The following is a 25,400-nucleotide window of genomic DNA, read 5'->3' as shown; positions in this document are numbered from 1 at the left end:
GGACCGGACACGACAGGAGGACGGGGTGACGCAACCCGACGATGCCCGTACGCGGGACCGGCAGCGGATGCTGGCCGGCGTGCTGCTCGCCGGGGGCGGCCTCTCCGACGCCGTGTCCGGGGTCACCGACCTGGACGACGACCCGTACGTGGTGATCACCAAGGAAGGGCTCTACCACCTCGACCTGACCGGCTGGCTGTGGGCGCACCTGGTGACCGGGGTGCTCATGGTGCTGGGCGGGGTGCTGCTCTTCTCCGGCCGCCGCTGGTCGATCCGGTTCGCCGCGGTGGTGGCGGTGGTGGGCATCGCCCTGCACGTGCTCCTGCTGCCCTTCCGGCCGATCTGGGCGCTGATGGTGATCGGGCTGGCGGTGGCGGCCCTCGTGCTGCTCCGGCGGTGCCGGCGGCAGACGCCGAGCGAACCGGTCAACTCGGCTGGCAGATTTCCTCGCTGAAGGCCGGGTCGGGCACGTGCTTGGCCCGCCAGACCGGGTTGAGCGAGAGCGGCAGCGGCGGAGCGTGCCAGGCAGCGGCGGCGTTCTGGAGCTCGCTGTAGCCGCGCTGCGGCCGGCTGACCGGCTCGCCCTCGAGGAAGTGGACCAGGCGCGCCTGGACGACCGGCGTGGCCAGCAGGCCACCGTGCAGGGCCGGCATCTGGAAGACCGGAACGCGGCTGTACTGGCCGGGAGGCGCCTCGATCGCCGTGGTGGTCGGCAGGAACGCCACGATGCGCACGCCGGGCACCGGGCACATCAGGCCGTTGCGGTAGAAGGGGGCGTTGTCCAGCACCGACCGGATGAACGGCTCCTCCGGCCCGCTGCCCGTGTGGGCGAACGAGTCGAGAACGCCGAAGACGAACCGTAGCTCCCACCCGGCGGCGACGCCCCAGCCGCTGGACGCCCCGGCGGGCGGGTAGTAGGAGCGGCCGGCATTGATCAGCGGGCTGAACATGGCCAGCGTGTCCACGGCCGGGTGCGGCCGGACGGCCAGGTAGGTCCGGGCCACCAGAGCCCCCTCGCTCTGCCCCACCAGCGCCACCGGCCGTCCGGTCCGCCGGTGCAGCAGGTCCACCTGGGTGGCGAGCAGCCCCACGCTGGACTCGATCGACCGGTAGGTGTCCCGGGCGGAGTACGGCAGCGGCCGGCCCTGCGGGTCCAGGCCCCGGTAGGAGAACTGCTGCACGTTCGGGTCGGCGGCCGGCTGCCCGCCGGACGTGCTGCCGTGGCCGTCGAGGAAGATCACCGCGTGCCGGACGCCGGCCGGCAGGGACCGGTCGAGCACCATGGCGCGGCCTTTCGGCGACGTCCCGGGCACGAGCTGCAACACGGGCTGCACCACCGCCGGCACGGCGAAGACGAGCAGCACGGCCAGCGGCGCCACCGGCACCCGCGCCCACTTCACCGGGCGGCGCGGTAGCAGGGCGGCCCGCACCGTGCGCTGCCAGAGCAGCCCGTTGATCACCCCGGCGACCGCCGCCACCGGTGCCGACCACCCGGTCGGCGCCGCCCAGACCAGCGCCCCACTCATGGTGAGCACCACGAAGTTGAGCAGGGACCAGCCGACCAGCTCGATCGAGGGCAGCCCACGCCACCAGGCGCCACGCACGGCGGCGCGCTGCAGGAACGGCGCGAGCAGGAACAGCGGCAGCAGCGAGGCGAACAACAGCCAGGAGAGCGCGGCCACCGAGGCGGCGATCGACAGGGCCGCCCAGGGCGAGACCACCACGGTGATCAGCACGGTGAGCACGAGGTTCCGCCGGACCAGCCAACCCAGGCCTGGCCAGGGCACCTGCCGGGGCCAGGCCAGCGCGACCAGCCCGGTGGTGAGCGATGCCCGGAACACGATGAGCCCGGCGAGTCCGACGGCGAAGGTCAGCCACGAGTCGTGGTAGACGAACAGCCATCGCAGGTCGTGGTACGTGTCGTACGGCCAGACTGCGGTGACCTGCGGCGCCAGCCCGTCGGCGGCGCGGAACCCCGAGGCGTCGAGGATGACACCCTCGACGGCCGGCGGCACGGCGGCCAGCACGAGCAGCGCGACGAACCGCTTGTCCAGGCGCCCCACGCCCCCTCCTTGGCGATCCGACGGCTGCTTAGCAGCCTGCCCCGCCGCGCGTGGGCACGGCGGGGCAACGCCGGATTGCCGCCCGGAAGCGTCATCCCCCGGGCCGGACGGGCGGTCAGCCGGTGAGGCCGCCGGGCTGATCGCCCTTGACGACGGGGGCGCGGACCAGGTTGCCCCACTCGGTCCAGGACCCGTCGTAGTTGCGGACCTGCGGGTACCCGAGCAGGTGGTGCAGCACGAACCAGGTGTGGCTGGACCGCTCACCGATCCGGCAGTACGCGACCACGTCGTCGGCCGGGCTCAGCCCGAGCTGGTCGGCGTAGATGACGCGCAGTTCCTCGGCGGACTTGAAGGTGCCGTCGTCGTTCGCGGCGGACTTCCACGGCTTGTTCACCGCGCCGGGGATGTGCCCGCCGCGCAGCGCGCCCTCCTGCGGATAGTCCGGCATGTGCAGCATCTCGCCGGTGTACTCGCCCGGCGAGCGGACGTCGACCAGCGGCCGGCCGGCGGCGATGTGCGCCATCACCTGCTCCCGGTACGCCCGGATCGGTGCGTCGTTCCGCTCCGGCACCGGATAGTCGGCGCGCGGCCGGGTGACCTTCTCCCGGGTCAGCTCGCGCCCCTCGGCGATCCACTTCTGCCGGCCGCCGTCGAGCAGCCGGACGTCCGGGTGGCCGAAGAGGGAGAACACCCAGAGGGCGTACGCGGCCCACCAGTTGAAGTTGTCGCCGTAGAAGATCACCGTGTCGTTCCGACCGATGCCCTTGGCGGCGCACAGCTCGGCGAAGCTCTTCGCGTCCAGGTAGTCCCGGGTCACCTGGTCGTTCAGCTCGGTGTGCCAGTCGACCTTGACGGCGCCCGGGAGGTGTCCGGTGTCGTAGAGGAGCACGTCCTCGTCGGACTCGACCACCACGAGGCCCTCGTCGCCCAGGTGCTCGGCCAGCCATTCGGTGGTGACCAGGCGCTGCGGGTCGGCGTACGACTGGAAGCGGGGATTCGGATCGCTCGGCACAGGCATGAGCCCCAAGGTACGCCCGATCGTCCGGGCACGACCGGCCATCGCGCATCGGGTACGACGGATGTGGCGGGTCGCACGGCAGCGCGCACCGATGGTCAGGCGCGGCGATGCACGAGGCGCCCGGCAACCACTGTGGCCAGGCAGGAGCCGCCGTCGGCGAACACGGCGAGATCGGCCCGACCGCCGGGGGCCAGCGCCGGTGGCCGGACGGCGTCGAGCACCGCGAGGTCGTTCCGCGCGGCGGCGGCCCGTAGGCCCGGCTCGACCACGTGCGCGGCGAGCACCGCGGCGGCGCCGCGGCGGAACAGGGCGTGCACCCGCTCGCGCGGGGTGGGGGCGGGCGGCAGCGGCCCGTCGTGCACCAGCGCCGGCCCGAGGGTCCCGGCCCACCGCCGCACCCGCACCCCCGGGTACGCCTCCGTCAGCTCAGCCAGCGGCGCGACCGCCTCGACGCGGTCGCCGGACACCAGGACCGCGTGATCCGGCCGGGGCTCGTCGTCCAGGGTCAGCCGCAGCAGCGCCGCGGCGTGGATCGTCCGCACCGGTCAGTCGGTGATCGGCCCGAGCACGGGCCGCTTGGCGGTGACGAAGTCGCCGGAGGATCGGCCGGTCAACCGGCGCTTGATCCACGGCGCCAGGTGCTGGCCGGCCCAGCGCAGGTCGGCGGCGCGGGCGGCGAGCCACGGGGTCGGCGCGGGGTGCGGCGGCACCAGCAGCCACTCCTCGTCACAGCCCACCCCGAGGGCGGCGAGGACCTGCGCGGCGACCCGCCGGTGCCCGGCCGCCGACAGGTGCAGCCGGTCGGTGCTCCACAGCATCGGGCTCAGGTAGGTGTCGTCGGCGTACAGGTCAACCAGGATGGCGCCGTGCCGCTCGGCGACCTCGCCGACCACCCGGTTGAGCAGGTCCACCCGGGGCGCCACGAGCCGCTGCCCGGGGAGCCGGGCCATCACGTCGGCGAACCGGAACAGGACCACGTCGGCGCCGCTGCCCCGCAGCTGGCCGATCACGGCGTCGAAGCGGGGGACGAAGGACTCCGCGTCGAAGGACCGGCGCAGCACGTCGTTGCCGCCGGCCGCGAAGCTGATCAGGTCGGGCTGCATGGCCAGGGCGGCCGGCACCTGCTCGGCGACGATGTTCGGGAACAGGCGGCCCCGGATGGCCAGGTTGGCGTACCCGAAGTCCGGGCCGACCTCGGCGGCGAGCCGGGTGGCGACGAGGTCCGCCCAGCCCCGGTACGTCCCGTCCGGATACGCGTCATCCATGCCCTCGGTGAAGCTGTCACCCACCGCCACGAAGCTGCGCCAGCGCACCTGTTGTCCCCCCGGCTACCGGAACTCCCATCGGTGTCGGCCATTCTGGCACCGGAGATGGTCGACGGGTGCTCCTGCCACGTACGGACGTGGTGCTGCCCACGCCGCCGGTGGGTGGCACGGGGCAGAGAACCGGACGCTCGGGCGGAAATAATGGCGCGACCCCAGTCGGGGACGGCCCCTGAGTGGGCGGCGACCCGACGCGTCGGACACGAGCAAGGACGCACGCCATGACCGAGGGACCGCCTGCCGTTCCCCCGCCGGGACACCCCGGACCGTACGCCCCACCGCCCGCCGGGCCGCCCGCCCACCCGGCTCCGCCCGGCGCACCCGGGCCGTACGGGCAGCTGCCCTACCCACCACCGGGCGGGTACGCTCCGCCGCCGGCACCACCGGCCCGGCGGTCCCGGCGCGGCCTGTGGATCGGGCTCGGCACGGGGGTGCTGGTCCTGGCCCTGTGCGCCACGGTCGGGCTGGTCGGGCTGGTGTCGTATCTCGACGAGCGGACCGACAGCTCTGCCGCGCTCGACGACACGAACCCGATCCGGCAGGCGAAGATCGAGTCCTTGTTGGCTGAGCACACCAGGGCGCTCACCAACCGGGACGAGAACACGTTCGTCGCGCCGTTCGACCCGGCCGACAAGGACCTGGTCGCCGCGCAGACCAGCCTCTACCGCAACCTCAGCAAGCTGCCGCTGGCCGACGTCCGCTTCGCGTACCTCCACAAGGGCGAGTTCCGACCGGTGGGCGGCGGGCACGAGGTCGACGTGACGGTGGCGTTCGTGCACCGGTTCGACGGCTTCGACCTCGGCCCGGTCGAGGAGTGGTACCAGTGGACGATCGCCCAGGCCGGCCAGGACGCGCCGCTGAAGGTCATCCGGGCCGGGGGCGTTCCGGAGGAGCGCAGGCGGGACGCGGTCACCCACTACCCGGCCCCCTGGGACAAGTGGCGGGACATCCACGTCGAGCGGACGCCGCACACGCTGCTGATCGTCGACGCGTCGCTGCGGGCGGAGGCGCAACGGTACGCCCCGATCGCCGAGCAGGCCGCGGCGGACGACCTGGCCGCCTGGCGGGCCGGCGGGGTGGCCGGCGAGACGCCGCCGGGCTTCGTCATCTCCCTGGTCAAGGGGCGGTCTGAGTTGGGATCCCTCTACCGGACCACGAAGGAGACCCCAACCGAGTCCGGGGTCGCGATCCCGGTGCCGCCGGAGGGTGTGCTCGACGGCGACGAGAACGACCCCGTCGTCGGGGCGACCCGGGTGGTGATCGACGTCCGCGACGAATACCACTTCACGAGGGGAACCCACGAGCGGCAGCTGAACCTGTTCCGGCATGAGATCGGGCACGCCCTGGTCGGCCGGCTCACCGGCCGCGCCCCCGGATCCTCACTCGTGGGCGAGCGGGAGAGGTGGGTGGTCGAGGGGTTCGCGGAATACCTGGGCCACGGCCGGAAGCCCTGGCTGACCAGTGAGCGCACGGCCAGCTCGCGGGCGGTGATCCGCCAGACCGGCTACCCGTCCTCGCTGCCGGGAGGCCCGGCGTGGGACCTGAAGGGCCGGGTCGAGTACCACTACTGGTTGGGCCACTCGGCCATCGGCTACCTCGTCGAGCGGTACGGGGAGCGGAAGATGTTCCAGCTCGTGGCCGAGCACTACCGCGGCAGGCCGATCGACACGGTGACCCGGGACGTCCTCGGCGTGTCGTCCGAGGAGTTCGAGAAGGAGTGGGCCGCCTACCTCAAGGCCGAGGTGCGCTGAACGGCGAGCGGGCCGCCCTGGTGGGGGCGGCCCGCTGTCCGGTCGGAGGTGCTCACGATCTGGCCGTCAGTCTGGCCGCTTCCGGCTACCGCTACTCGTAGCAGTCCTGCCGGGCAAACTGCAGGGTGATGGACCGCACCTTGCCGTTCTGGACCACGATCCGATACCTCGCGTCCGGATTGCCGGGCACCGGGACGAGCCCGCGGCCCTCGTCGTCAGGAGGGGTCCCGTCAATCCCCCGCCAGCTCGGGTACGCCTGACGAACGCTCGCACGGGAGGAGCCAACGCCGATACCCTCGGCCGTCTTGACGCCCGTCGGCGCCTCGATCGCGGCGACACCCAGGCGCGTCGACCACCAGACCACGGCCCCGTCGCCCTTCACCTCGGCACGGGCAGGGCACGCCGCAAAGACCTGCTGGTCGAGATTCCCGAAATTGGTGATCATGCCCGTGGCCACCGCCTCCTTCTTCGGCATGCCCAGCTTGAGGGCACCGAGGCCGTCGGGTCCGAGCACCAAGGTCTGCGTGTCGGAGGGTGCCGCGGGATTGGACGGCGTCGCCGTTGGGGAGTTGCTGGCGCTCGGGCTCGGAGCAGGCTCGCTTGACGGCGATGCGGGCACCGTCACCGACGGGGTGTCGGCGGGCATCGGGGCCCGGCCATCGTTGCGCGGCACCAGCGCGAAGGCGGTGCCGGTGGCGGCGCCGAGCATCACCATGGCGGCCGCTGAGGTGGCGATGGCCCGCTGGATGCCGAGCCGGCGCGAGGTACGCAGCGCCCGGTCCCGCAGGTCGACCGGGGTGACCTCCTCGGCCAGGCCGGCCAGGTCGAGCCGGAGACGGTCGTGGTTCATCGGGCACTCCCTTCCAGGACGTACAACTCGGCGAGCTCGGGGGCGACGGTGCGCAACTTGGCCAGGGCCTTCGAGGTCTGGCTCTTGACGGTGCCGATGGTGACGCCGAGCAGGTCGGCGGCCTCGGCCTCGGTGCGGTCCTCGAAGAACCGCAGGACCAGCACGGCCCGCTGCTTGGCGGAGAGCTTCGCCAGCGCGGCCCGGAGGGTGAGCCGGAGGGTGGCCTGGTGGGCGTGGTCGGGGCCGAGTCGCCTCCGCGCGGCTCGGGCAGGTCGCCCGGCATCGACTCGGCCACCCGGCGCCGCCGCCACCAGGAAACCTGCAGGTGGTACATGGTCTTGCGGGTGTACGCCTCGGCGTTGCCGCTGTCATGCAGCCGGCCCCACGAGCGGTGGGTGCGGGCCAGGGCGGACTGGACGAGGTCTTCCGCCAGGTGCTGGTCCCCGGTCAGCAGGTACGCCGACCGCAGTAGTGCGGGGGTGCGAGTTCGCACGAACGAGTCGAACTCACTCAGGAGAGGGTCCACACGAGCCGATCCTTGGGGTGAGGTGTTGCACCATCGTGACGCCTCCCCAGACGCCACTTCGAACAAGCAGGGTTGCCGTCGCGGTTGAAGGAATCTTGGGCGTGGTGGCCGGAGCGCCTGGCGTGATCGGGAAGACGACGTTGCCCCGAAAGGTGGAGGTGCCGGGCGAAAGGCCAACAAATTTCCGCCGGGCTCCCACTCTTATAAAGCGCCTGAATGCGGCCGGACGACGAGCAGCCGAAGGAGTGCACGCCCCATGAGTCAGGAAACCAGGACCGAGCAGGCTGGACGCACGGGTGGCAACCAGTCAACCCGCCAGAACAAGCTCACCAACGAGGACGGCAAGATCATGATTGCCGAGAACGTAGTACAGAAGGTCGCCGGGATGGCGTGCCGGGAGGTGGCCGGCGTCCATGCCATGGGCAACGCCGGCACCCGCGCGTTCACGGCCATCCGGGAGCGCATTCCGGGCAGCAGCGGGCCGAACGTATCCCAGGGGGTCGGCGTCGAGGTCGGCGAGACCGAGGCAGCGGTCGACCTCGACGTCATCGTCGAGTACGGGGTCAGCATCGCCGATCTGGGCCGGAACATCCAACGCAACGTGAAGACGGCCGTCGAGCGGATGACCGGCCTGAACGTCGTCGAGGTCAACATCAGCGTCGACGACGTGCACCTGCCCGAGGCCGATGGCCAACGGCAGGGTCAACAGCAGCAGCCGCGGGTGTCATGACCGCCACGCCTGGCCGGCGCGACGCGGTGGTCGACGGCGTCGACGTGGATGCCGTGGCGGCCGCGGCCTGCGCCTGTCCGGATGTGGTTGGCCTTACCGCGGGTTGGCTGGGGGGCCGGGCCACCTACCTGCCCGGTCGTCGCGTCGAGGGGGTGGCCGTCGACGCCGACGCCGTGGTGGTCCAGGTCCGGAGCCGGTGGGGGGTCGCCGCCGGCGAGCTGGCCGGCCAGGTCCGGGCGGCGGTGGCACCGCTGGCGGCCGGTCGTCGGGTCGACGTGGTTGTCGCAGATCTGGAGGACCCGCCGCCGGCCGGGGCGGATGGGGGACGCGGTGGGGGTAAGAACCTCGTCGGTCCGTGACCTGTACACACCGGTGAGGATCCGCCTGCCCGCCTGTCGCGCCCGTGCGATCCGGCGCCGGACGGCGCTCATCGCTTCACAGTCGATACAGCATGATGGGAGGAGACGACCGCATGACCAAGTTGACAGGGTCCGTCGTCGGCCTGGCGTTGGGTTTCGCCCTGGCATTCGGCAGCTTCGGTCAGATGCTGATCGTCGCGCTGTTCGCGGCGATCGGCTACGGGGTGTCGAAGTTCTTCGCCGGCGAGGTTGACCTCGGCGCGTACGTCCAGGGCCGGCGGACCAGCCGGTGACCGCGGTGACCTACGCCCCGGCCGGCGGGTCGGCACCGGCACACGGTGATCTGGGCTGGCTGCACATCCACGACCGGGTGGTGGAGAAGATCGCCGCGCAGGCGGCGCGGGAGGTCGCCGAGGCCGGCAGCGCGCGGCCGCGCGTGCTCGGGCGGTCCCTGCCCGGCGTGGGTCGCTTCGGCATCCGCCGTGCCGACCAGGGCGCTGCCCCGACGGCGTCCGCGGCCATCGAGGGATCGGTGACCCGCATCGAGTTGTCCATCAGCGTCCGCTGGCCGGCATCCATCCCGGAGGTCACCGCCCGGGTCCGCGACCGCGTCCGGACCCGCGTGTCGGACCTGACCGGGCTGCGGGTCCAGGAGGTGGGGATCACCGTCACCGACCTGGTCGCCGACCCGGCAGCCGGCCGCCGGGTGCACTGAATCGGGGCCCCGGTGAGAATCACCAACCGTCTGCTCGCGTTCCTGTTGAGCCTGGCGCTGACCCTCGGCGCCGTACTCGTGTTGATCGAGATCGTCGCCTACGCGGTCGGGGCGAAGGCGATCGTGCTGAACTGGCCCGGCCTCTACCGCTGGGCGTCCGGCACCACCTGGGGCAGCGGGATCGTACGGCTGGTCGGTGTGGGCCTCGCCGTCATCGGGCTGCTGCTGCTCGCCGCGCAGCTCAAACCCCGCCGGCCCAACCGGCTGCGCCTGCAGCCCATCGATCCCGCCACCGACGCCGCCATCACCCGGCGCGGCCTGGCCCGGACGCTGCGGGACGCGGCCATCGAGGTGGAGGGCGTCCACGACGCCCACGTCACAGTCGGCCGGCACCTCGTGCGCGTTCGCGCCGAGGTGCTCGACGGGGCGGCACCCACCGGGGACTACCTGAACGGCGCGGTGGCCTCGGCCGCCCAGCACCGCCTCGACGCCCTGCGCCTGGACCCGGCACCGACCCTGTCCGTGCGGATCAGCAAGGAGGAGCTGCAGTGATTCGCGCCGATCGCCTCAACCGGATCGTGCTCACCCTGCTCGCGTTGGTGCTGCTCGCCGCCGGTGTCGCGATCCTCCTCGCCGGTGCCGACGTGTACGGCCGGGGCTTCAGCCGGCGGCACCTGCTCGACAACCCGGCCACGCGCTTCGTCGGTGTCCACGGCGGCTGGTTCTGGCCGGTGGCGGGCGTGGCAGCCGCGATTGTCACGTTGCTCGGCCTGCGCTGGCTGGCCGCCGTCGTCACCACCGAACCCGGCCAGCGGCGCATCAACATCAGCACCAACGGCGACAGCGGACGGACCGTCCTCGACTCCGGTGCGCTCGCCGATGCCGTCAGAGCGGAGGTCGAGGACTGCCCGGGCGTGGACGAGGTCGACACCAGGCTCTCGGGGAGCCCGTACACTCCCCGCCTCGCGCTGAGGGTCACGGCCGATCCCGACGCCGACATCGCCGCACTGCGCGAGCGGCTCGAAGCCCTCGTGCTGCCCCGCATCCGCTACGCCCTCGGCAGACCGGACCTGCCCGTCACCCTCGATCTCACCCAACGCACCCGCCGACGCACTCGAGTGGGCCTCGCGTGAGCCGAGAGCCGGTGGGTGCGGACGGCACCCCGCGCCTAAGAGTTTGGCGACCCCGGTGGCTCGACCAGCGGTCTCCGGTACGGGCCCCAAGCGACGAACCGCTCGAATAGTTCGCGTGGGGTCGGGCCGTCCTGCGGGTTGAGCCGGAACAGGTCGTGGGTGGCCTCGTGATAGAGCCCGGACAGGTAGATGGCCAGGTCGACGGGGTGGCTGTCGTACTCGGCGCGGAGCAGCAGGCGGGCCTGGGCGCAGGGCCACGGCTGCCCGCAGGCCCGGCACAGCCACAGTGGGCGGATCGGCAGGTGCGGCGGATGGCCGGGCGGGTAGGCGCGAGGCCGATCGGGATACGGCCCGAGGCGCGGCACCGGAAGCATGCGGGCCCGCCATTCGCCCGTCACCAGCGACCGCCGTTGGCCCGCCACTCCTGGGCCCGGGTCAGCCGGCCGGGGCTGCCCGGCCGCATGGTCGGGATGACTCGGGTCGGCTCGCGCATCCAGTCCGGCAGGTTGGCGCCTTTCGCCCGGCGGGGCAGCGCCGGCGGGGGCACGGTGTCTCGGCACCGGAACCAGCGGAGCGGGTTGGGCATTCCGACCTCCTCTTTCTGTACGGGGCGGGGCCGCCCGGCATCGGGGGATCCAAGGGCGGCCCCGCAGCGGGCCGGACGGGAGACGGCCCGCTGCGTGACAGTCTGCTGAGCGCGGCACTACGCTCGGAAGCCGTCGAGGCCGGTCCGGGCAGGGCCAGGTCGGCCGTCGCGAATGGACGGCAGCGCCGCTGGGGCCGCCGGGAAATCGTGGAGGACGCGTGGAGAGTGAACCGACCGCCGACCTGATCCGGGCACAACTCCGGCGGCTGCGGTTGAAGGCCGAGCTGAGCCAGGAGGAGTTCGGAAAACTCCTGCACTTCTCGGGCTCGCAGGTGTCCGCCGTCGAGCTGGGGCAACGGCCGCTCGACCGGTTCTTCCTCAAGCGCGCCGACGAGGTGCTGGACACCGGCGGCCTGTTGCTGGCGCTGCTCAAAATGGCCGAACGGGACGGACAACCGAGCTGGCTACGGCCCTGGCTCGATGCCGAGCGCGATGCCCAGCAGCTATGGTGTTACCACCCGACACTCATTCCCGGTCTGCTGCAAACGGAGAACTACGCACGCGTGGTGATCCGGGCCGACGACATGCTGAGCGACGACGAGGTGGAGCGGCGGGTGGCTGTCCGCCTCGATCGGCAGGCCGTGCTCAGCCGGCCACAGCCGCCCAAGCTCGTGGCGGTGATCGAGGAGGCCGTGCACCGTCGAGCCGACGAGAGCTTCCGGGGGCTGATGACGCAGCAGATCGCCCACTTGATCCAGTGCACCGAGCGGCCGCACATCAGTGTGCACCTCATCCCGGCGGACGTCAGCACGCACGTGGGACTCGCCGGCCCCTTCACCCTGGCACGTGGCGACGACGGCGGATGGATCGGCTACTTGGAGAGCCAGCTCGGCGGCACGACGGTCGACAAGGACGAGGACGTGGCTATCGTGGTCGGGAGGTGGGAGAGCGTCCACAGCGAGGCGCTGCCTCGCCGGCAGTCGATCGAGCTGATGAAGGAAGTGATGACGTCATGGAGCTGATCGGCGCTATCTGGCGCAAGGCCACCCGCAGCGGTAACAGCGAGTGCGTCGAGGTGGCCGACGCCGTGCCCGGCGTCGTCGGCGTGCGCGACAGCAAGGACCCGACCGGCCCGGTCCTCGCCTTCGACCCCCGGACCTGGCGCGCCTTCGTCGAACACGTCAAGCGCTCCTGATCCGACGACGACTCTCCAGTCCGCCTACGAACCTGACGACGGAGACGGCGCCGCGGCTCGGTACCCACCCGAGTGACGCCGTGAATTGCCTGGCCCCGTTGGCAAATCGGCCGGTAGCGTCCGTCAACATGCGGCTCACGGTGCTGGGCGGGTGTGGTGCGTGGCCGGAGGCGGGCCAGGCGTGCAGCGGCTACCTGGTGGAACATGACGGGTTCCGACTGCTTGTCGACGTCGGTTATGCGGCCTTCCCGCGCCTGCTGCAACACATCACCGTGGACCAGGTCGACGCCGTGTTCATCAGCCACGGGCATCCGGATCACTGCGCCGACCTGAACCCGCTGCTCCGGGCCCGTACGCTGCGCGACGATCCGCCGCCGCCACTACCGGTGTACGCGCTGCCGGGCGCGCTCGACGCGGTGCTGGCGCTCGACCGCCCCGGGATGCTGGACGCCGCCTACGTGCTGCACGAGTTCACCGCCGGCAGCGGCCTGGACATCGGCCCGTTCCGCGCCGAGACCCGCCTGCTGCCGCACTGGGTGCCCAACGCCGGCGTACGGCTGACCGCCGACGGCCGGACGCTCACGTACACCGGTGACACCGGCCCGAGCCCCGACGTGGTGGAGTTGGCGCGCGGCGCCGACCTGCTGCTGGCCGAGGCCACCCACGTGGATCAGGTGCCGGACGACTCGGTGGGCTGCCTGTCGAGCGCCCGCCAGGTGGGTCGGCAGGCGGCGGAGGCCGGCGTCGGGCAGCTGATCCTGACCCACCTGTGGCCCGGCACGGATCCGTCGGCCGCACGAGCCGCCGCCGCCGACGGTTACCCTGGCCAGATCGACGTCGCCACCGCCGACCTGAGCCTGGACTTCTCCTAGAACCTCGCCGATCCCGTGCGTCCGTCGGCGGTGCACCCACTCCGCGCGGCGGACGGCGTCATCCGTGCCGGCATGGGGTCATGTGCGTCCTGCCTACGCAAACTCGATCTCGTCCAGCCACTGCTCGCCGGCCAGGCCGCCGAGTACTACCGCCGGCTCCGTGATCTGGCCGAACTCATCGCTTGACCCACTCCAGATACGCGATGTCGCGGTATACGGGTCGGTCGGATACCGCGACATCGGCGACCCGGAGTCGATCAAGCAGCGCCTCCGGAATAGGATCGCCGGTCCGGCCGGCCCGCCGTACGCTGCGGCAATGCTGCTGCGCATGTCGACCTTGCTGCTCCGGACCCTGCGCGAGGACCCGGCCGACGCCGAGGTGCCGAGCCACCGCCTCCTGCTCCGCGCCGGCTACGTCCGCCGCGCCGCCCCAGGCGGGTACACCTGGCTGCCGCTGGGCAAGCTGGTGCTGGACCGGATCACCGAGATCGTCCGGGCGGAGATGGCGGCGATCGGCGACCAGGAGGTGCACTTCCCGGCGCTGCTGCCGGCCGAGCCCTACCGGACCAGCGGACGGTGGACGGAGTACGGCGACGACATCTTCACCCTCGCCGACCGAAAGGGCGCCGAGCACCTGCTCGCCCCGACCCACGAGGAGATGGCCGCGCTGCTGGTGAAGGGCCTCTTCACCTCGTATCGCGATTTCCCGGTGACGCTGTTCCAGATCCAGACGAAGTTCCGGGACGAGGCCCGGCCCCGGGCGGGGCTGCTGCGCGGGCGCGAGTTCCTGATGAAGGACGCGTACTCGTTCGACCTGGACGAAGCCGGGCTCCAGAAAGCCTACGAGCGGCATCGGGCGGCCTACGAGAAAATCTTCAACCGACTCGGGCTGGACTTCACGGTCGTGCACGCGATGTCCGGGGCGATGGGCGGCTCGGCGTCGGAGGAGTTCCTGGCCGCCACCCCGGTCGGGGAGGACGCCTTCGTCGGCTGCACCGCCTGCGACTACGCGGCCAACACTGAGGCGGTGGTGACCCGCGCGCCGGCCGCCGGTGATCCCGATGCGCACCCGGTGATGGAGGTGCACGACACCCCGGAGACGCCGACCATCGCCGCGCTGGTCGAGCTGGCCAACGCCCGGGCCCTCGGCGGCCGGACGGACTGGACCGCCGCCGGCACGTTGAAGAACGTGGTGCTGACCGTCCGTCGGCCGGGCGCCGAGCAGGCGGAGCTGCTGGTGATCGGGCTGCCCGGGGACCGCGAGGTGGACCTCAAACGGGTGGCGGCGGTGCTCGCCCCGGCCACGGTGGCGGTCTTCGAGGACTGGGCGGACCATCCCGAGCTGGTCCGCGGCTACCTCGGGCCGCAGATCCTCGCCAAGCACGGCGTCCGCTACCTGGTCGATCCCCGCGTGGTCGCCGGCACCGCCTGGCTGACCGGGGCGAACGAACCGGGCCGGCACGCGGTGGACGTGGTGTGCGGGCGGGACTTCGTCCCGGACGGCACGATCGAGGCCGCCGAGGTGCGGCCCGGTGACCCCTGCCCGGCCTGCGTGACCGGCGAGCTGACCATGCGGCGGGGCATCGAGGTGGGGCACATCTTCCAGCTCGGCCGCCGCTACACCGACGCCTTCGCCGTCGACGTGCTCGGCCCGGAGGGCAAGCCGGTCCGGCCCACCATGGGCTGCTACGGCATCGGTGTCTCGCGGGCGGTCGCGGCGGTCGCCGAGCAGCACCACGACGAGCGGGGGCTGGTCTGGCCGGCGGCGATCGCGCCGTGCGACGTACACCTGGTGGCGGCGGGGAAGGGGCCGCAGCTCGACGCGGCGCTGGACCTCGGCGGGCGGCTCTCCGCCGCCGGCCTGCGGGTGCTGGTCGACGACCGCACGCACGTCTCGGCCGGGGTCAAGTTCACCGACGCCGAGCTGGTCGGCATCCCGCGCGCCGTGGTGGTCGGCCGCCGGCTCGCCGACGGGTACGTCGAGCTGCGCGACCGGTCCTCCGGCGAGCGGATGGAGCTGCCGGTGGACGGTCTGGTCGAGCGCCTGCTCGACGAGGTGCCCGGGACGCGCCGCGACCGGGTGTAGCGGACGCGCCACCGGGTACGGCTCCCGGATCGAGTGTTTCGGAGGCTCTCATGTATCGGGTCAGCGACGTGATGACCAAGCAGGTGGTCTACCTGCCGGCCGAGACCATGCTGGACGAGGCGGCCAGGGTGATGAAGGAGTCGGACATCGGCGATGTGGTCGTCACCGACGGGGCGACCCTCGCCGGCATGCTGACCGACCGCGACATCGTGGTCCGGGCGGTCGCCGAGCGGGCCAACCCGGCGACCACCACCATCGGGTCGGTCATCACCCGCGAGGTGGTGATGATCGAGCAGCACGCCACGGCGAGCGAGGCGGCCGCCCTGATGCGGGAGCGCAACATCCGGCGGGTGCTGGTCTGCGACAGCGACCGGAAGCTCGTCGGCATCGTCAGCCTCGGCGACCTGGCCATGCAGCTCGACCCGAACTCCGCCCTCAGCGACATCAGCGAGGCCGCCCCGAACATGTGAGAGGAGGGGCCCCTTCTTGACGCCTCCGGTAGCGGAGGGGCCCCTCCCGACCCCTCCCGACGGCGGCGACCCGGCCGGCGTGCGGCCGGCGGTAGCCTGGCGGAATGCCCGAGATGCCGAGCAAGCTGGCCGAGATCGTCGACGAGTTCGCCGCCGCGCCCCGCGACGTGGTGCTGGAGATGCTCCTCGAGTACGCCGACGTCATCCCGCCCCTGCCGGAGGGCATGGACCGGGAGGGCATGGAGCAGGTGCCCGAGTGCCAGACGCCGTTCTTCCTGCGGGCCCAGGTCCAGCCGGACGACACCGTGATCACCTGGTTCGACTGCCCGCCCGAGGCACCGACCACCCGCGCGTTCGCCGGCATCCTGGCCGAGGGGCTGGCCGGGGCGACCGCCGACGAGGTGCTGGCCGTGCCGGACGACCTCTACCAGCGGATGGGGCTGGCCCAGGCGATCAGCCCACTGCGGGTACGCGGCGGCACGGCGATCCTGGCCCGGCTCAAGCGCCAGGTCCGGGAACAGAATTCCTGATCGACGGGTTGTTCCCGGGCATGGAGATCGAGATCTACGCCGACGTCGTGTGCCCGTGGTGCTGGATCGGCAAGCGCCGGCTGGAGCAGGCGCTGGCGTCGTACGACGGTGAGGTGAGCGTCCGATTCCGGCCGTTCCAGCTCGACCCGACGCCGGTGACCGAGCCGAAGCCGCTGGTCGAGGCACTGGCCGCGAAGTTCGGCGGCCGGGAGCGGGCCGAGGGGATGTTCACCCACGTAACCCAGGTCGCCGCCGGCGTGGGGCTCGACCTGCACTTCGACCGCGCGGTGCACGCCAACACCTTCGAGGCGCACCGGCTGATCCGGTTCGCCACCGAGCGGGGCCGCGCCGCCGAGCTGGTCGAGGCCCTCTACCAGGCGCACTTCACCGACGGGGTGGACGTGGGCTCGACCGATGCGCTGGTCAAGGTCGCCGCCGGGGTGGGCCTGGACGAGACCGAGACCCGGGAGTACCTGGAGTCAAACCTGGGCCGGCGCGAGGTGGCCACCGACCTGACCGAGGCGCGTCAGCTCGGGGTCTCCAGCGTGCCGACCTTCGTGCTGGCCGGGAAGTACGCCGTCACCGGCGCCCAAGAGCCGGAGACCCTGCTCGCCGCCCTGCGCGAGGTCGAGCAGCGCGAGTCGGGCGAGTGACCCCCATCGATCTTGGTTCCACGTGAAACAAGATCGATGATGTTGACTCCCTAGGCCGGTCTGGCCAGGTCCTCCACCACCGTCGCCCCGGGCAGTACGCCGAGTGCCGGCCCGGGCAGTGCGATCTTGCTGTGCCGTACGCCGGATCCGATGATCACGTGCGGCATCGCGACCACCCGCGAGTCGACCAGGATCGGCCACTCCTCCGGCAGGCCGATAGGGGTGATCCCGCCGTACTCCATCCCGGTCAACTCGACCGCGTCGGCCATCGGCGCGAAGCTCGCCTTGCGGACGTCGAGCATCCGACGGACCACGCCATTCACGTCGGCCCGGGTGGTGGCCAGCACCACGCAGGCCGCGTACCGGGTCTCGCCACCCCGCTTGCCGGCGACCACCACGCAGTTCGCCGACTCCTCGAGCCCCACCTCGTACGCGGCGCAGAACGCGGCCGTGTCGGCCAACTCCGCGTCGATCGGGGCGACCAGCACGTCATCGACGTCCACCGGCGCCTCACCCGGCCACCGCTCGACCGCGGCGGCGACCGGCGGTGCCAGCAGGTCCAGCCGGGTACGGGCCGGCTCTGTCTTCAGCGTCCCCATCACGGGTGCGATCCTCGCACCCGTGACGGGGTTCCGCTCACTGACCTGCCGCCTGCCCGCCTGTCGGGAGACGCCCGCCGGTCGGGAAACCGGTCCGCCGCGCCGGTGCCGGGCGGCCCGGGACCAGCGTCAGTTGTTGGAGAGGAAGGCGTTCTCGCGGGCGAACTCGCGGTCCTGGGCGGAAGCGAGATGCGCCCGCTGCAGCACCTCGGGCCGATGCGCCTCGACGTCCTCCATGCCGTGCCGGACACCCAGCCGGACCACCCCGTAGAGGAAGACGAAACCGAACACGTACAGGATCACCGTGGTGACGAAGACCAGCATGCGGCCACGGTAAGGCGAACATGAGCGGCTGAAGGTTTCATCTTCGGCCGGTTCCCCCATACGTGTCAGCGAGGTGATCGGCCCAGGTCCGGGTGCCGGTCGGGGTGGCGGTGGTGGTGAGCCCGCCGGAGCGCAGGGCCCGGCCCAGCCGCCCCGGGATCCGTACCCGCAGCAGCGGGCGGCGGGAGCGGCGGGCCGCCCGCCACGCGCGGACCGCCTCGTCGAAGCGAAGCACCTGCGGGCCGCCGTACTCCTCGACCGCGTACGACGGGCCGGCGGCCAGCATCCCGGCGAGCCGGGCCGCCACGTCGGTCGGGTCGACCGGCTGGGCCAGCACCGCCGGGTCCCCGATCACCGGGCCGAGCCGGCCGGCAGCGCGCAGCAGTTCCTCCAGGAACTCCGGAAACTGGGTCGCCCGCAGGATGCTCCACGGCACCGGGCCGGCCGTCACCACCTGCTCGGCGGCGAGCTTGTGCCGGTAGTAGCCGAACGGCACCCGGTCGATGCCCACGATCGAGACGAACACGAGATGTCCCACGCCGGCCTGACCGGCCGCCTCCACCAGCCGCCTGGTGCCGAGCACGTCGACCTCGTGCGTACGCCGGGCCGGCGAGGACGCCAGATGCAGCACCGCCTCCACACCAGCGACCGCCGCCGACAGCCCCTCGCCGGTGGCGAGATCGGCCGCCACCCACTCCACGGTGGACTCCCCGCGCGGATGCCGGCTCACCGCCCGCACGGCGAACCCGTCGCCCCGCAGGCGCGGCAGCACCGCCCGCCCGAGCCGCCCGCTCGCCCCGGTGACCAGCACCCGCATCGCCTGCTCCTCTCCCGGCACACCCTCGCGTAGGCCGACGGCGCCCGCGTACCGCTCAACGGACGGGACGGCCGCGCGGTTCGTGACGGCCGAGCGCGCACCTCCGCCGACTCGGCCGGGTGCGGCTGGCCCTCGATGCGCTGCTGGCCAGGCCGGTCAGGCCGCCGGACGTACCACCACCCGGGCGGCGATCAGCACGCCGAGCAGCCCGCAGCCGGCCGCCACGGCCAGGGTGGCGGCGTAGCTCGCCGGACCGGGGGCCGGGCCCGCGGCCAGCACCGCGCCGGTCAGCGCCAGCACGGTGGCCGCGGCGAGTGAGTCGCCCAGTTGCAGGGCGGAACTGTTTCGCCCCTGCTCGCCGGGGGCGGAGAGCTCCAGGGTGAGCACCGACAGGGACGGGTAGAGCAGGCCCATGCCGAGTCCGGCGACGGCCCAGCCGAGCACCGCCACCGCCACCGGCACCCCCGGCAGGACGGCCGACGCGACGGTGGCCGTACCGAGGGCGACGCAACCCAGCCCGGTCCGGGGCAGGGTGGCGGCCGAGCGCGGCGCGGCGATCCGGCCCTGCAGCCACGAGCCCACCGACCAGGAGAGCGCGCCGACGGTCAGCACCAGGCCCGCCGCGGTCGGTGAGAAGCCGCGTTCCCGGGACAGCATCAACGGGATGACCACCTCCGCGCCGGCGAACGCCGCCGAGGCGAGCCCACGCAAGCCGATCACCGTCGGCAGGCCCCGCCCGGCGCGCAGGAAGCCGGCCGGCAGCAGGCGCGGGGCGCAGACCAGCAGGCCGGCCAGCGCCACCGCCACCAGCGCCCCGCCGAGCACGCCGCGCTGCTGCCCCCCGTGATGCAGCAGCGCGGCGCTCGCCCCCGCCCCGCACGCCCAGCCGATCCGGGCCAGGGCCCCGGCCGGCGGCCGGACCGGGACCCCAGCGCCGAGCGCCCGCAGCCCGGGCTGGATCAGCAGCACCGCCGGCACCGCGACGGCCGGCACCGCGAGGAAGACCCAGCGCCAGCCCAGGTGCTCGACGATCAGGCCGGCCAGCGCCGGGCCGACCAGCGACGGCACGACCCAGGCCGCGGCGAACGCGGCGAAGACCCGCCGCCGCAGTTCCTCCGGGTACGCCTGCCCGACGATCACGTAGAGCGCCACCGACAGCAGACCCGAGCCGAAGCCCTGCACCACCCGGCCGACAACGAGCAACCCCATGGTCGGGGCGGCCCCCGCGACGACCAGCCCCGCCACGAACCAGGCCACCCCGTGCCACATCGGGGCGCGCGGCCCACGCGTGTCGCACCAGATCCCCGAGACCACCATCGCCACCACACCGGAGGCGAACGGGCCGCCGAAGGCCAGCGCGTACAGGGTGAGCCCGTCGAGACTGCGGGCGACGGTGGGCATCGCGGTGCCGACCGCCAGGGCCTCGAACGCCAGCAGCGACACCAGGGCGACGCTGCCCACGGTCATCGCCCGCAACCGCGGGGAGTACAGGTGCGCGGGTGGGGCCGCCGGCGCGGCGGTGGCGGTCACCGGCAGCCCGGCGTAGGTGCGGTCGACATGGGATCAATCCTGCGACCTCAACCCGGATTGAGGTCAACGGTGACACCGGTCTCGTCAGGCCGACTCCAGCGCCTCGCCGACACCCTTCGCCACCCCGGACAGGTGCTGGTCGGCCAGCAGGTGCCCGGCGGTGATGACCAGGGCGATCGGCCACTCGATCACCTGGAGCGCGGCGAGCACGCCCAGCCCCGCGTAGTAGGCGAGCTTGTCGGGCGGCGGCACCGCCACCTCGCCCAGCACCGGGATCTCCACCCGCCGGTTGTACTTCCTGACCATCTCGCACGCCCCGCCGAGATGTCGCGTCACTGCGCTCATTCCGCCTCCCCGCATCCGACGACCACATCGACGTCCGACCAGGCATTCCACCGGCGACCCGGTCCATGCCCCACGCAGCCGGGAAACTTCCCTCGCCCAAGGGGCATAACGGACGCGACGCCGGGAAGTCGGGGCCGCCGGGGACGAGGGGTACGGGAGGCGAGATGGCGTACGGCTGGCGCGGCGGCGGGAGCACCGGGGAGCGCGGCCGGCGGCTCGGCCGTACGCCTCGATGACCTCGCTGGGCCGGTACGCCGGCCTCCTGCTCGCGCCGGACGCCGTCGCGCGGGTCGCCCGTACCGTCGTCGGTGCCGTGCCGGACGCAGCCCGGACGGTCGGGTCGGCCCTGCCGCAAGCGGTGCCGGGAGCGGCCCGGGCCGGCGGAGCCGCCGTGCCGCGCGGCGTCGCCGAGGCGGCGGGCAAGGTGGGCCAGGGAGCCGCCCGGCTGGCCCAGCTGGCCGGACTGAGCAAGCGCCGAATCTGGACCCGGGACGGCCGGCACCACATCGAGGTGCACGGCGTGTGCCAGGACGGCGCGAACAAGCTGGCCCGGCAGGTCGAGCAGGCGCTGGAGCGGATGCCCGGGGTGGCCTGGGCCCGGGTCAACGCGCCCTCCGGCCGGGTGGTGGTGGCGGTCGAGGAGCCGAAGCCGAGGCTGCGCGACCTGATCGCCACGGTGGCGCGTACCGAGCGGGTCTGCCCGTACGAACCGGACCCGGAGATCCCCCCGCCGCACCCGGCCGAGGAGGGCCCACGTACGCCCCGGACCTTGGGCGGGCTGGTCTCGGACGCGCTCGGCCTGACCATCTCCGCGGCCACCCGGATCCTGCCGTTCGCCCCGGTCCCCGGCGAGGTGGCCGGCTTCCTCGCCGCGATCGACCTGCACCCGAAACTGCACGCCCTGGCCGACCGGGGGCTGCGCGCCGACCCCCGTGCCGACGTGCTGTTCCCGCTCGCCGAGGCGGTGGCGCAGGGCCTCACCGGCGGCTGGGCCGGGATAGTGCTGGACGGCGCGCAGCGGGTGGTGCAGTGGGGCGAGGCGCGGGCCCAGCTCTCCGCCTGGACCAAGGCCGAACCGAGGCTGACCGGCGACCCGGAGCGGGCGGTGGCCCGGGTGCCCGAGGGCGAGCGCCCCCGTCCGGTCCCCGACGGCCCGGCCGAACGGTACGTGAAGCGGGTGCTCGCCGCGGGTGCGGCGGCCGGCGCGGCGGCGGTGCCCGTGGTGGGCCCGAAGCGGGCCGCCTCGCTGGCCCTGTCCGCGCTGCCCAAGGCGCCGGGCAACGGACGCGAGGGGTACGCGGCCCAGCTCGGCCGGATGCTGGCCCGGCGCGGCGTGATCGCCATGGACCGCAGCGTGCTACGCAAGCTGGACGGCATCGACACGGTGGTCTTGGACAGCGCGATCCTCGGCTCGGACCGGGGCGTGCTGGCCGACCTGGCGCCGCTGGCGGGGGCCGACACCGGGCAGGTGGCCGCCCGGGCGTTCGCCCTCTTCGACCCGGAGGCCCCGGACGCCGTACAGGAGGCCGACGGCTGGCGGCTCGGGCCGCTGGACCGGATCGACGCCCGCGACCCCGGGGACACCCCGGACCGGCGCCGGCTCACCGAGCACGGCGGGCTGCTGCTCGGCCTCGCGGACGGCGACACGCTCGCCGCCGTGCTCCGAGTGGATCCGGAACCCGCGCCCGGGGTCGACGCCCTGCCCACCGCCGCCCGCCAGGCGGGCCTGCGCCTCGTGGTGGCCGCGGACGACGACGAGCGGTACGGCTTCGCCGACGCCGTGGTGCCCGGCGGCGACCAGCTTGTCGACTCGGTACGCGCCCTCCAACGAGACGGTGCGGTGGTCATGCTCGTCTCCGGTGACCGCGCCGCGCTCAGTGCCGCCGACTGCTCCCTCGGCGTCTCCGCCCCGGAGGCTCTCCCGCCCTGGGGTGCCCACCTGCTGGTCGGCGACGACCTGCGGATCCCCGCACTGTTGATCGACGCGGCCGGGGTGGCCCGCCGGATGACCGGGCAGAACATCCGGATCTCGATGGCCGGCAGCGGGCTCGGGGCGCTGGGTGCGCTCACCGCCGACCCGATGCTGCTGCCCGGCCGGACCCTCGCCGCGGTGAACGCCGCCGGCGCGCTCGCCTTCGGGCACGGCGTGTGGCGGGCCCGCCGGCTGCCGGACCGGACCCGCACGCCGGTGCCCGCGCTGACCGCCTGGCACCTGATGCCGGTGGAGACCGTCCTCGACCATCTGGCCACCCGCCCGGCCGGGTTGGCCAGTGCGGAGGCGGGCCGCCGGCGGCGGGCCGTCGCCGGGGACCACGCGGGCCCGGCCGGGCTGCTCAAGGCGTTCGTGGACGAGCTGACGAACCCGCTCACCCCGGTGCTCGCCGCCGGGGCGGTGCTCTCCGCCACGTTCGGCTCGCTGATCGACGCGGCCCTGGTCGGCGGGGTGGTCGGCGGCTCGGCGCTGATCGGCGCGGTGCACCAGCACAACACCGAGCGGTCCCTGGCCGAGCTGCTGTCCCGCACCGCGGTGACCGCGCGGGTGCTCCGCGACGGCGTCGAGCAGGTGGTGCCGGCGGAGGAGCTGGTGGCGGGAGACGTGGTCGCGATCGGTCCCGGCGACGCGGTCCCGGCGGACTGCCGGGTGCTCAGCTCGGACGGGCTGGAAGCCGACGAGTCGTCGCTGACCGGCGAGTCGCTGCCGGTGAGCAAGACCGCCGAACCGGTGGTGGCGGCGGCCGTCGCCGAGCGGCGCTCCATGCTGTACGAAGGCACCACCGTCGCGGCCGGCCGGGGCACCGCCGTGGTGGTGGCGACCGGCGAGGAGACCGAGGCCGGGCGCAGTCTCGCCCTGGCCCGGGAGGCCCCGCCGCCCAGCGGGGTGGAGGCGCGGCTCGGGAAGCTGACCAGTGCCGCCGTACCGCTGGCGGCCGGCTCAGCGATCGCGGTGGCCGGGGCGGGACTGCTCCGAGGCGTACCCCTGGCGGAGACGGCGGCGACCGCCGCGAACCTGGCCGTCGCCTCGGTGCCGGAGGGACTGCCATTCCTGGTCAGCGCCGCGCAGCTGGCAGCAGCCCGGCGGCTGGCCGAGCACGGCGCGCTGGTCCGCAACCCGCGGACCATCGAGGCGCTGGGCCGGGTGGACGTGCTCTGCTTCGACAAGACCGGCACCCTCACCGAGGGGAAGCTGCTGCTCGCCGGGGTGGGTGACGGTGCCGGCGACCGGTACGCGCCACCGGACCGGCTGGACGAGCCGCTGCGACTGACCCTGGCTGCGGCGCTGCGGGCCACTCCGGCGGCGGCCGACCCGGACGAACTGCCCCAGCAGACCGACCGGGCGGTACGCCGGGGCGCGGACACCGCCGACGTGGTCGAGCAGACCGGCGCGGCGGACTGGACGGCCGTGGGCGGGTTGCCGTTCGAGCCGTCCCGCGGCTACCACGCCACCACCGGCCGGACCCCGGACGGCCTGCTGCTCAGCGTCAAGGGGGCACCCGAGTCAGTGGTGCCGCGCTGCGCGGCGCGGCGGACCGCCGGGGGTGACCAGCCGCTGGACGAGGCGGGCCGGAACGCGCTGCACGCGATGCTCGCCGAGCGGGCCGCGGCCGGAAACCGCATCCTCGCCGTCGCCGAGTGCCCGGTGGGCAGCGAGTCGGTGACCGACGAGCAGGTCGAGGGGTTGGTCTTCGTCGGCTTTCTGGCGCTCGCCGACGGCGTGCGGGTGAGCGCGAAGCCCGCGGTCCGGCGGATCCGCCAGGCCGGCGTGCACACCATCATGATCACCGGCGACCACCCGGCGACCGCCGAGGCGATCGCCGCGACCATCAGCCCCGGCGACGGCGGTCAGCGGGTGGTCACGGCGATCGACCTGGACCGGCTCGACGACGAGGCGCTGGCCGAGCGGCTCATGGCGACCGACGTGGTGGCCCGCTGCACCCCGGCGCACAAGGTCCGGATCATCCAGGCGCTTCAGCACCGGGGCCGGACCGTGGCGATGACCGGGGACGGCGCCAACGACGCTCCGGCGATCCGGCTGGCCGACGTGGGCATCGCGCTGGGCCAGCGCGGCACCCCGGCGGCTCGCGCCGCCGCCGACCTGATAGTCACCGACGACCGGCTGGAAACGATCATCTCCACCCTGGTGGAGGGGCGGGCGATGTGGTCGTCGGTCCGCCACGCGCTGAGCATCCTGGTCGGCGGCAACCTCGGCGAAATCGCGTTCAGCGTGCTGACCGCCGCCGCCACCGGCCGGTCCGCGCTGACCGGACGACAACTGCTGCTCGTCAACCTGCTCACCGACCTGGCGCCCGCGCTGGCCATCGCGGTCCGCCCGCCGGCCGCCCACGGTGCCGACCACCTGCTGCGGGAAGGACCGGACACCTCGCTCGGCGCGACGATGACCCGGGAGATCGGGCTGCGGGCGAGCGCCACCACGCTGGGCGCGACCGCCGGCTGGAGCCTGGCCCGGTGGACCGGCACCCAACGCACGGCCGGCACGGTCGCGCTGGCCTCGCTCGTGGGCACGCAGCTCGGCCAGACCGTGCTGGCCGGCGGCACCAGCCCCACCGTGCTGGCGTCCACCGCCGCGTCCATCGGCGTCCTGGTCGCGGTGGTGCAGACGCCCGGGGTCAGCCAGTTCTTCGGCTGCACCCCGCTCGGCCCGGTGAGCTGGACGATCGCCGCCGGCTCCGCGCTCGGCGCGACCTTCGCCAACGGCGCGCTCACCTGGCTGGTCGACCGCCTCCCGCAGCACGGCCTCCGTACGCCGGCCGCCGGTCCACATGGGTCCGGCCGTGCCGGGTAGGGGAAGCGCACTCGTCGAGGAGGCGCGCCGGCGCGGCCTCATCCGTGGGGTACGCACCATCCACCGCGGCGAGACGGTCCCGCTGACCCCTTGACACGTGGTCGCCACCCAGCCAGCCAAGTAAG

28 protein-coding genes and 1 pseudogene are annotated in these 25,400 nt (G+C 73.5%); 16 read left to right on the top strand and 13 right to left on the bottom strand.

All coding sequences use genetic code 11. From position 1 onward, the window contains the following. Positions 1-25 precede the first annotated feature (25 nt). Positions 26-454 carry a hypothetical protein gene (locus ACFYM6_RS01145; RefSeq protein WP_387271078.1) on the top strand — a complete coding sequence of 143 codons (429 nt, stop codon included), beginning with the start codon at positions 26-28 and terminating at the stop codon, positions 452-454. On the opposite strand, the gene ACFYM6_RS01140 is transcribed toward ACFYM6_RS01145, so the two are convergent. The 4 genes from ACFYM6_RS01140 to ACFYM6_RS01125 form a co-directional block, all read right to left on the bottom strand. Beyond that, positions 426-2,063: a hypothetical protein gene (locus ACFYM6_RS01140; RefSeq protein ID WP_387271076.1), complete on the bottom strand. Its 1,638-nt coding sequence runs from the start codon at positions 2,061-2,063 to the stop codon at positions 426-428. The genes ACFYM6_RS01145 and ACFYM6_RS01140 overlap by 29 nt on opposite strands. Positions 2,064-2,178: 115 nt before the next feature. After that, positions 2,179-3,081, bottom strand: a complete 903-nt coding sequence (locus tag ACFYM6_RS01135; RefSeq protein ID WP_357434467.1) for a sulfurtransferase — start codon at positions 3,079-3,081, stop codon at positions 2,179-2,181. A gap of 95 nt (positions 3,082-3,176) precedes the next feature. Next, a complete protein-coding gene (locus ACFYM6_RS01130; protein ID WP_387271074.1) occupies positions 3,177-3,623 on the bottom strand; it encodes a hypothetical protein in 447 nt (148 codons plus the stop codon). A gap of 3 nt (positions 3,624-3,626) precedes the next feature. After that, positions 3,627-4,394, bottom strand: coding sequence for an SGNH/GDSL hydrolase family protein (locus ACFYM6_RS01125; RefSeq protein WP_387271072.1), 768 nt, complete (start codon positions 4,392-4,394; stop codon positions 3,627-3,629). Positions 4,395-4,624: 230 nt separating this feature from the next. On the opposite strand from ACFYM6_RS01125, the gene ACFYM6_RS01120 reads away from it, so the two are divergent. After that, a complete protein-coding gene (locus ACFYM6_RS01120; protein WP_387271070.1) occupies positions 4,625-6,154 on the top strand; it encodes a hypothetical protein in 1,530 nt (509 codons plus the stop codon). 91 nt (positions 6,155-6,245) lie between these two features. On the opposite strand, the gene ACFYM6_RS01115 is transcribed toward ACFYM6_RS01120, so the two are convergent. Together ACFYM6_RS01115 and ACFYM6_RS01110 are read right to left on the bottom strand one after the other, a co-directional pair. Next, positions 6,246-7,004, bottom strand: a complete 759-nt coding sequence (locus ACFYM6_RS01115) for a hypothetical protein (RefSeq protein WP_387271068.1) — start codon at positions 7,002-7,004, stop codon at positions 6,246-6,248. Further along, positions 7,001-7,530: pseudogene (locus tag ACFYM6_RS01110) on the bottom strand (SigE family RNA polymerase sigma factor). Before ACFYM6_RS01110 ends, ACFYM6_RS01115 begins: the two are co-directional and overlap by 4 nt. A 256-nt stretch (positions 7,531-7,786) precedes the next feature. Here ACFYM6_RS01110 and ACFYM6_RS01105 point away from each other — a divergent pair. The 6 genes from ACFYM6_RS01105 to amaP all read left to right on the top strand — a co-directional run bounded on the left by ACFYM6_RS01105 (position 7,787) and on the right by amaP (position 10,467). Next, positions 7,787-8,260, top strand: a complete 474-nt coding sequence (locus tag ACFYM6_RS01105) for an Asp23/Gls24 family envelope stress response protein (protein ID WP_387271067.1) — start codon at positions 7,787-7,789, stop codon at positions 8,258-8,260. Then, complete coding sequence (locus tag ACFYM6_RS01100; protein ID WP_387271065.1) at positions 8,257-8,619, top strand: hypothetical protein; 363 nt, start codon at positions 8,257-8,259, stop codon at positions 8,617-8,619. Before ACFYM6_RS01105 ends, ACFYM6_RS01100 begins: the two co-directional genes overlap by 4 nt. A 113-nt stretch (positions 8,620-8,732) precedes the next feature. Then, positions 8,733-8,912 (top strand): hypothetical protein, encoded by a 180-nt coding sequence (locus tag ACFYM6_RS01095; RefSeq protein WP_357434458.1) that lies wholly within the window; start codon positions 8,733-8,735, stop codon positions 8,910-8,912. Further along, complete coding sequence (locus ACFYM6_RS01090) at positions 8,909-9,334, top strand: Asp23/Gls24 family envelope stress response protein (RefSeq protein ID WP_387271063.1); 426 nt, start codon at positions 8,909-8,911, stop codon at positions 9,332-9,334. The genes ACFYM6_RS01095 and ACFYM6_RS01090 overlap by 4 nt, the downstream gene beginning before the upstream one ends. A gap of 12 nt (positions 9,335-9,346) precedes the next feature. Next, entirely contained in the window at positions 9,347-9,886 is a 540-nt protein-coding gene (locus tag ACFYM6_RS01085; protein WP_387271061.1) for a DUF6286 domain-containing protein, read from the top strand. Further along, entirely contained in the window at positions 9,883-10,467 is a 585-nt protein-coding gene (gene amaP / locus ACFYM6_RS01080) for an alkaline shock response membrane anchor protein AmaP (protein WP_387271059.1), read from the top strand. The genes ACFYM6_RS01085 and amaP overlap by 4 nt, the downstream gene beginning before the upstream one ends. Positions 10,468-10,502: 35 nt before the next feature. Here amaP and ACFYM6_RS01075 read toward each other — a convergent pair whose 3' ends face one another. Next, positions 10,503-10,841 carry a hypothetical protein gene (locus tag ACFYM6_RS01075; protein WP_387271057.1) on the bottom strand — a complete coding sequence of 113 codons (339 nt, stop codon included), beginning with the start codon at positions 10,839-10,841 and terminating at the stop codon, positions 10,503-10,505. A gap of 20 nt (positions 10,842-10,861) precedes the next feature. After that, positions 10,862-11,053, bottom strand: coding sequence for a hypothetical protein (locus tag ACFYM6_RS01070; RefSeq protein WP_387271055.1), 192 nt, complete (start codon positions 11,051-11,053; stop codon positions 10,862-10,864). 218 nt (positions 11,054-11,271) lie between these two features. Here ACFYM6_RS01070 and ACFYM6_RS01065 point away from each other — a divergent pair, with 218 nt between their 5' ends. From ACFYM6_RS01065 to ACFYM6_RS01035, 7 genes are all read left to right on the top strand, one after another. Next, positions 11,272-12,075 (top strand): helix-turn-helix domain-containing protein, encoded by an 804-nt coding sequence (locus tag ACFYM6_RS01065; RefSeq protein ID WP_387271053.1) that lies wholly within the window; start codon positions 11,272-11,274, stop codon positions 12,073-12,075. Then, positions 12,066-12,248 carry a DUF397 domain-containing protein gene (locus ACFYM6_RS01060; RefSeq protein ID WP_387271051.1) on the top strand — a complete coding sequence of 61 codons (183 nt, stop codon included), beginning with the start codon at positions 12,066-12,068 and terminating at the stop codon, positions 12,246-12,248. Before ACFYM6_RS01065 ends, ACFYM6_RS01060 begins: the two co-directional genes overlap by 10 nt. A gap of 128 nt (positions 12,249-12,376) precedes the next feature. After that, complete coding sequence (locus ACFYM6_RS01055; protein ID WP_387271050.1) at positions 12,377-13,120, top strand: MBL fold metallo-hydrolase; 744 nt, start codon at positions 12,377-12,379, stop codon at positions 13,118-13,120. A 316-nt stretch (positions 13,121-13,436) separates the two neighbouring features. Further along, positions 13,437-15,206: a proline--tRNA ligase gene (locus ACFYM6_RS01050; RefSeq protein ID WP_387271048.1), complete on the top strand. Its 1,770-nt coding sequence runs from the start codon at positions 13,437-13,439 to the stop codon at positions 15,204-15,206. A 50-nt stretch (positions 15,207-15,256) separates the two neighbouring features. Beyond that, entirely contained in the window at positions 15,257-15,676 is a 420-nt protein-coding gene (locus tag ACFYM6_RS01045; RefSeq protein ID WP_387271046.1) for a CBS domain-containing protein, read from the top strand. 104 nt (positions 15,677-15,780) lie between these two features. After that, positions 15,781-16,206: a SufE family protein gene (locus tag ACFYM6_RS01040; RefSeq protein ID WP_073836942.1), complete on the top strand. Its 426-nt coding sequence runs from the start codon at positions 15,781-15,783 to the stop codon at positions 16,204-16,206. 20 nt (positions 16,207-16,226) lie between these two features. Further along, positions 16,227-16,859 (top strand): DsbA family protein, encoded by a 633-nt coding sequence (locus ACFYM6_RS01035; RefSeq protein ID WP_387271044.1) that lies wholly within the window; start codon positions 16,227-16,229, stop codon positions 16,857-16,859. 50 nt (positions 16,860-16,909) lie between these two features. Here ACFYM6_RS01035 and ACFYM6_RS01030 read toward each other — a convergent pair whose 3' ends face one another. The 5 genes from ACFYM6_RS01030 to ACFYM6_RS01010 all read right to left on the bottom strand — a co-directional run bounded on the left by ACFYM6_RS01030 (position 16,910) and on the right by ACFYM6_RS01010 (position 20,474). Next, positions 16,910-17,458 (bottom strand): YbaK/EbsC family protein, encoded by a 549-nt coding sequence (locus tag ACFYM6_RS01030; RefSeq protein WP_357434767.1) that lies wholly within the window; start codon positions 17,456-17,458, stop codon positions 16,910-16,912. 129 nt (positions 17,459-17,587) lie between these two features. Beyond that, complete coding sequence (locus ACFYM6_RS01025) at positions 17,588-17,782, bottom strand: hypothetical protein (protein ID WP_357434447.1); 195 nt, start codon at positions 17,780-17,782, stop codon at positions 17,588-17,590. Positions 17,783-17,819: 37 nt separating this feature from the next. Further along, positions 17,820-18,599: an SDR family oxidoreductase gene (locus ACFYM6_RS01020; protein WP_387271042.1), complete on the bottom strand. Its 780-nt coding sequence runs from the start codon at positions 18,597-18,599 to the stop codon at positions 17,820-17,822. 156 nt (positions 18,600-18,755) lie between these two features. Further along, positions 18,756-20,129, bottom strand: coding sequence for an MFS transporter (locus ACFYM6_RS01015; protein ID WP_387271040.1), 1,374 nt, complete (start codon positions 20,127-20,129; stop codon positions 18,756-18,758). Between the two features lie 84 nt (positions 20,130-20,213). After that, positions 20,214-20,474, bottom strand: coding sequence for a hypothetical protein (locus ACFYM6_RS01010; RefSeq protein WP_073836948.1), 261 nt, complete (start codon positions 20,472-20,474; stop codon positions 20,214-20,216). 232 nt (positions 20,475-20,706) lie between these two features. Between ACFYM6_RS01010 and ACFYM6_RS01005 the strand changes: the two genes are divergently transcribed. Beyond that, positions 20,707-25,275, top strand: coding sequence for an HAD-IC family P-type ATPase (locus ACFYM6_RS01005; RefSeq protein WP_387271038.1), 4,569 nt, complete (start codon positions 20,707-20,709; stop codon positions 25,273-25,275). Positions 25,276-25,400: the final 125 nt, after the last annotated feature.

Source organism: Micromonospora sp. NPDC006431 (assembly GCF_042870725.1).
GTDB lineage: Bacteria > Actinomycetota > Actinomycetes > Mycobacteriales > Micromonosporaceae > Micromonospora.
Note: the sequence above shows the minus strand (reverse complement) of the source record. Positions and strands in the feature narration are given on the sequence as shown.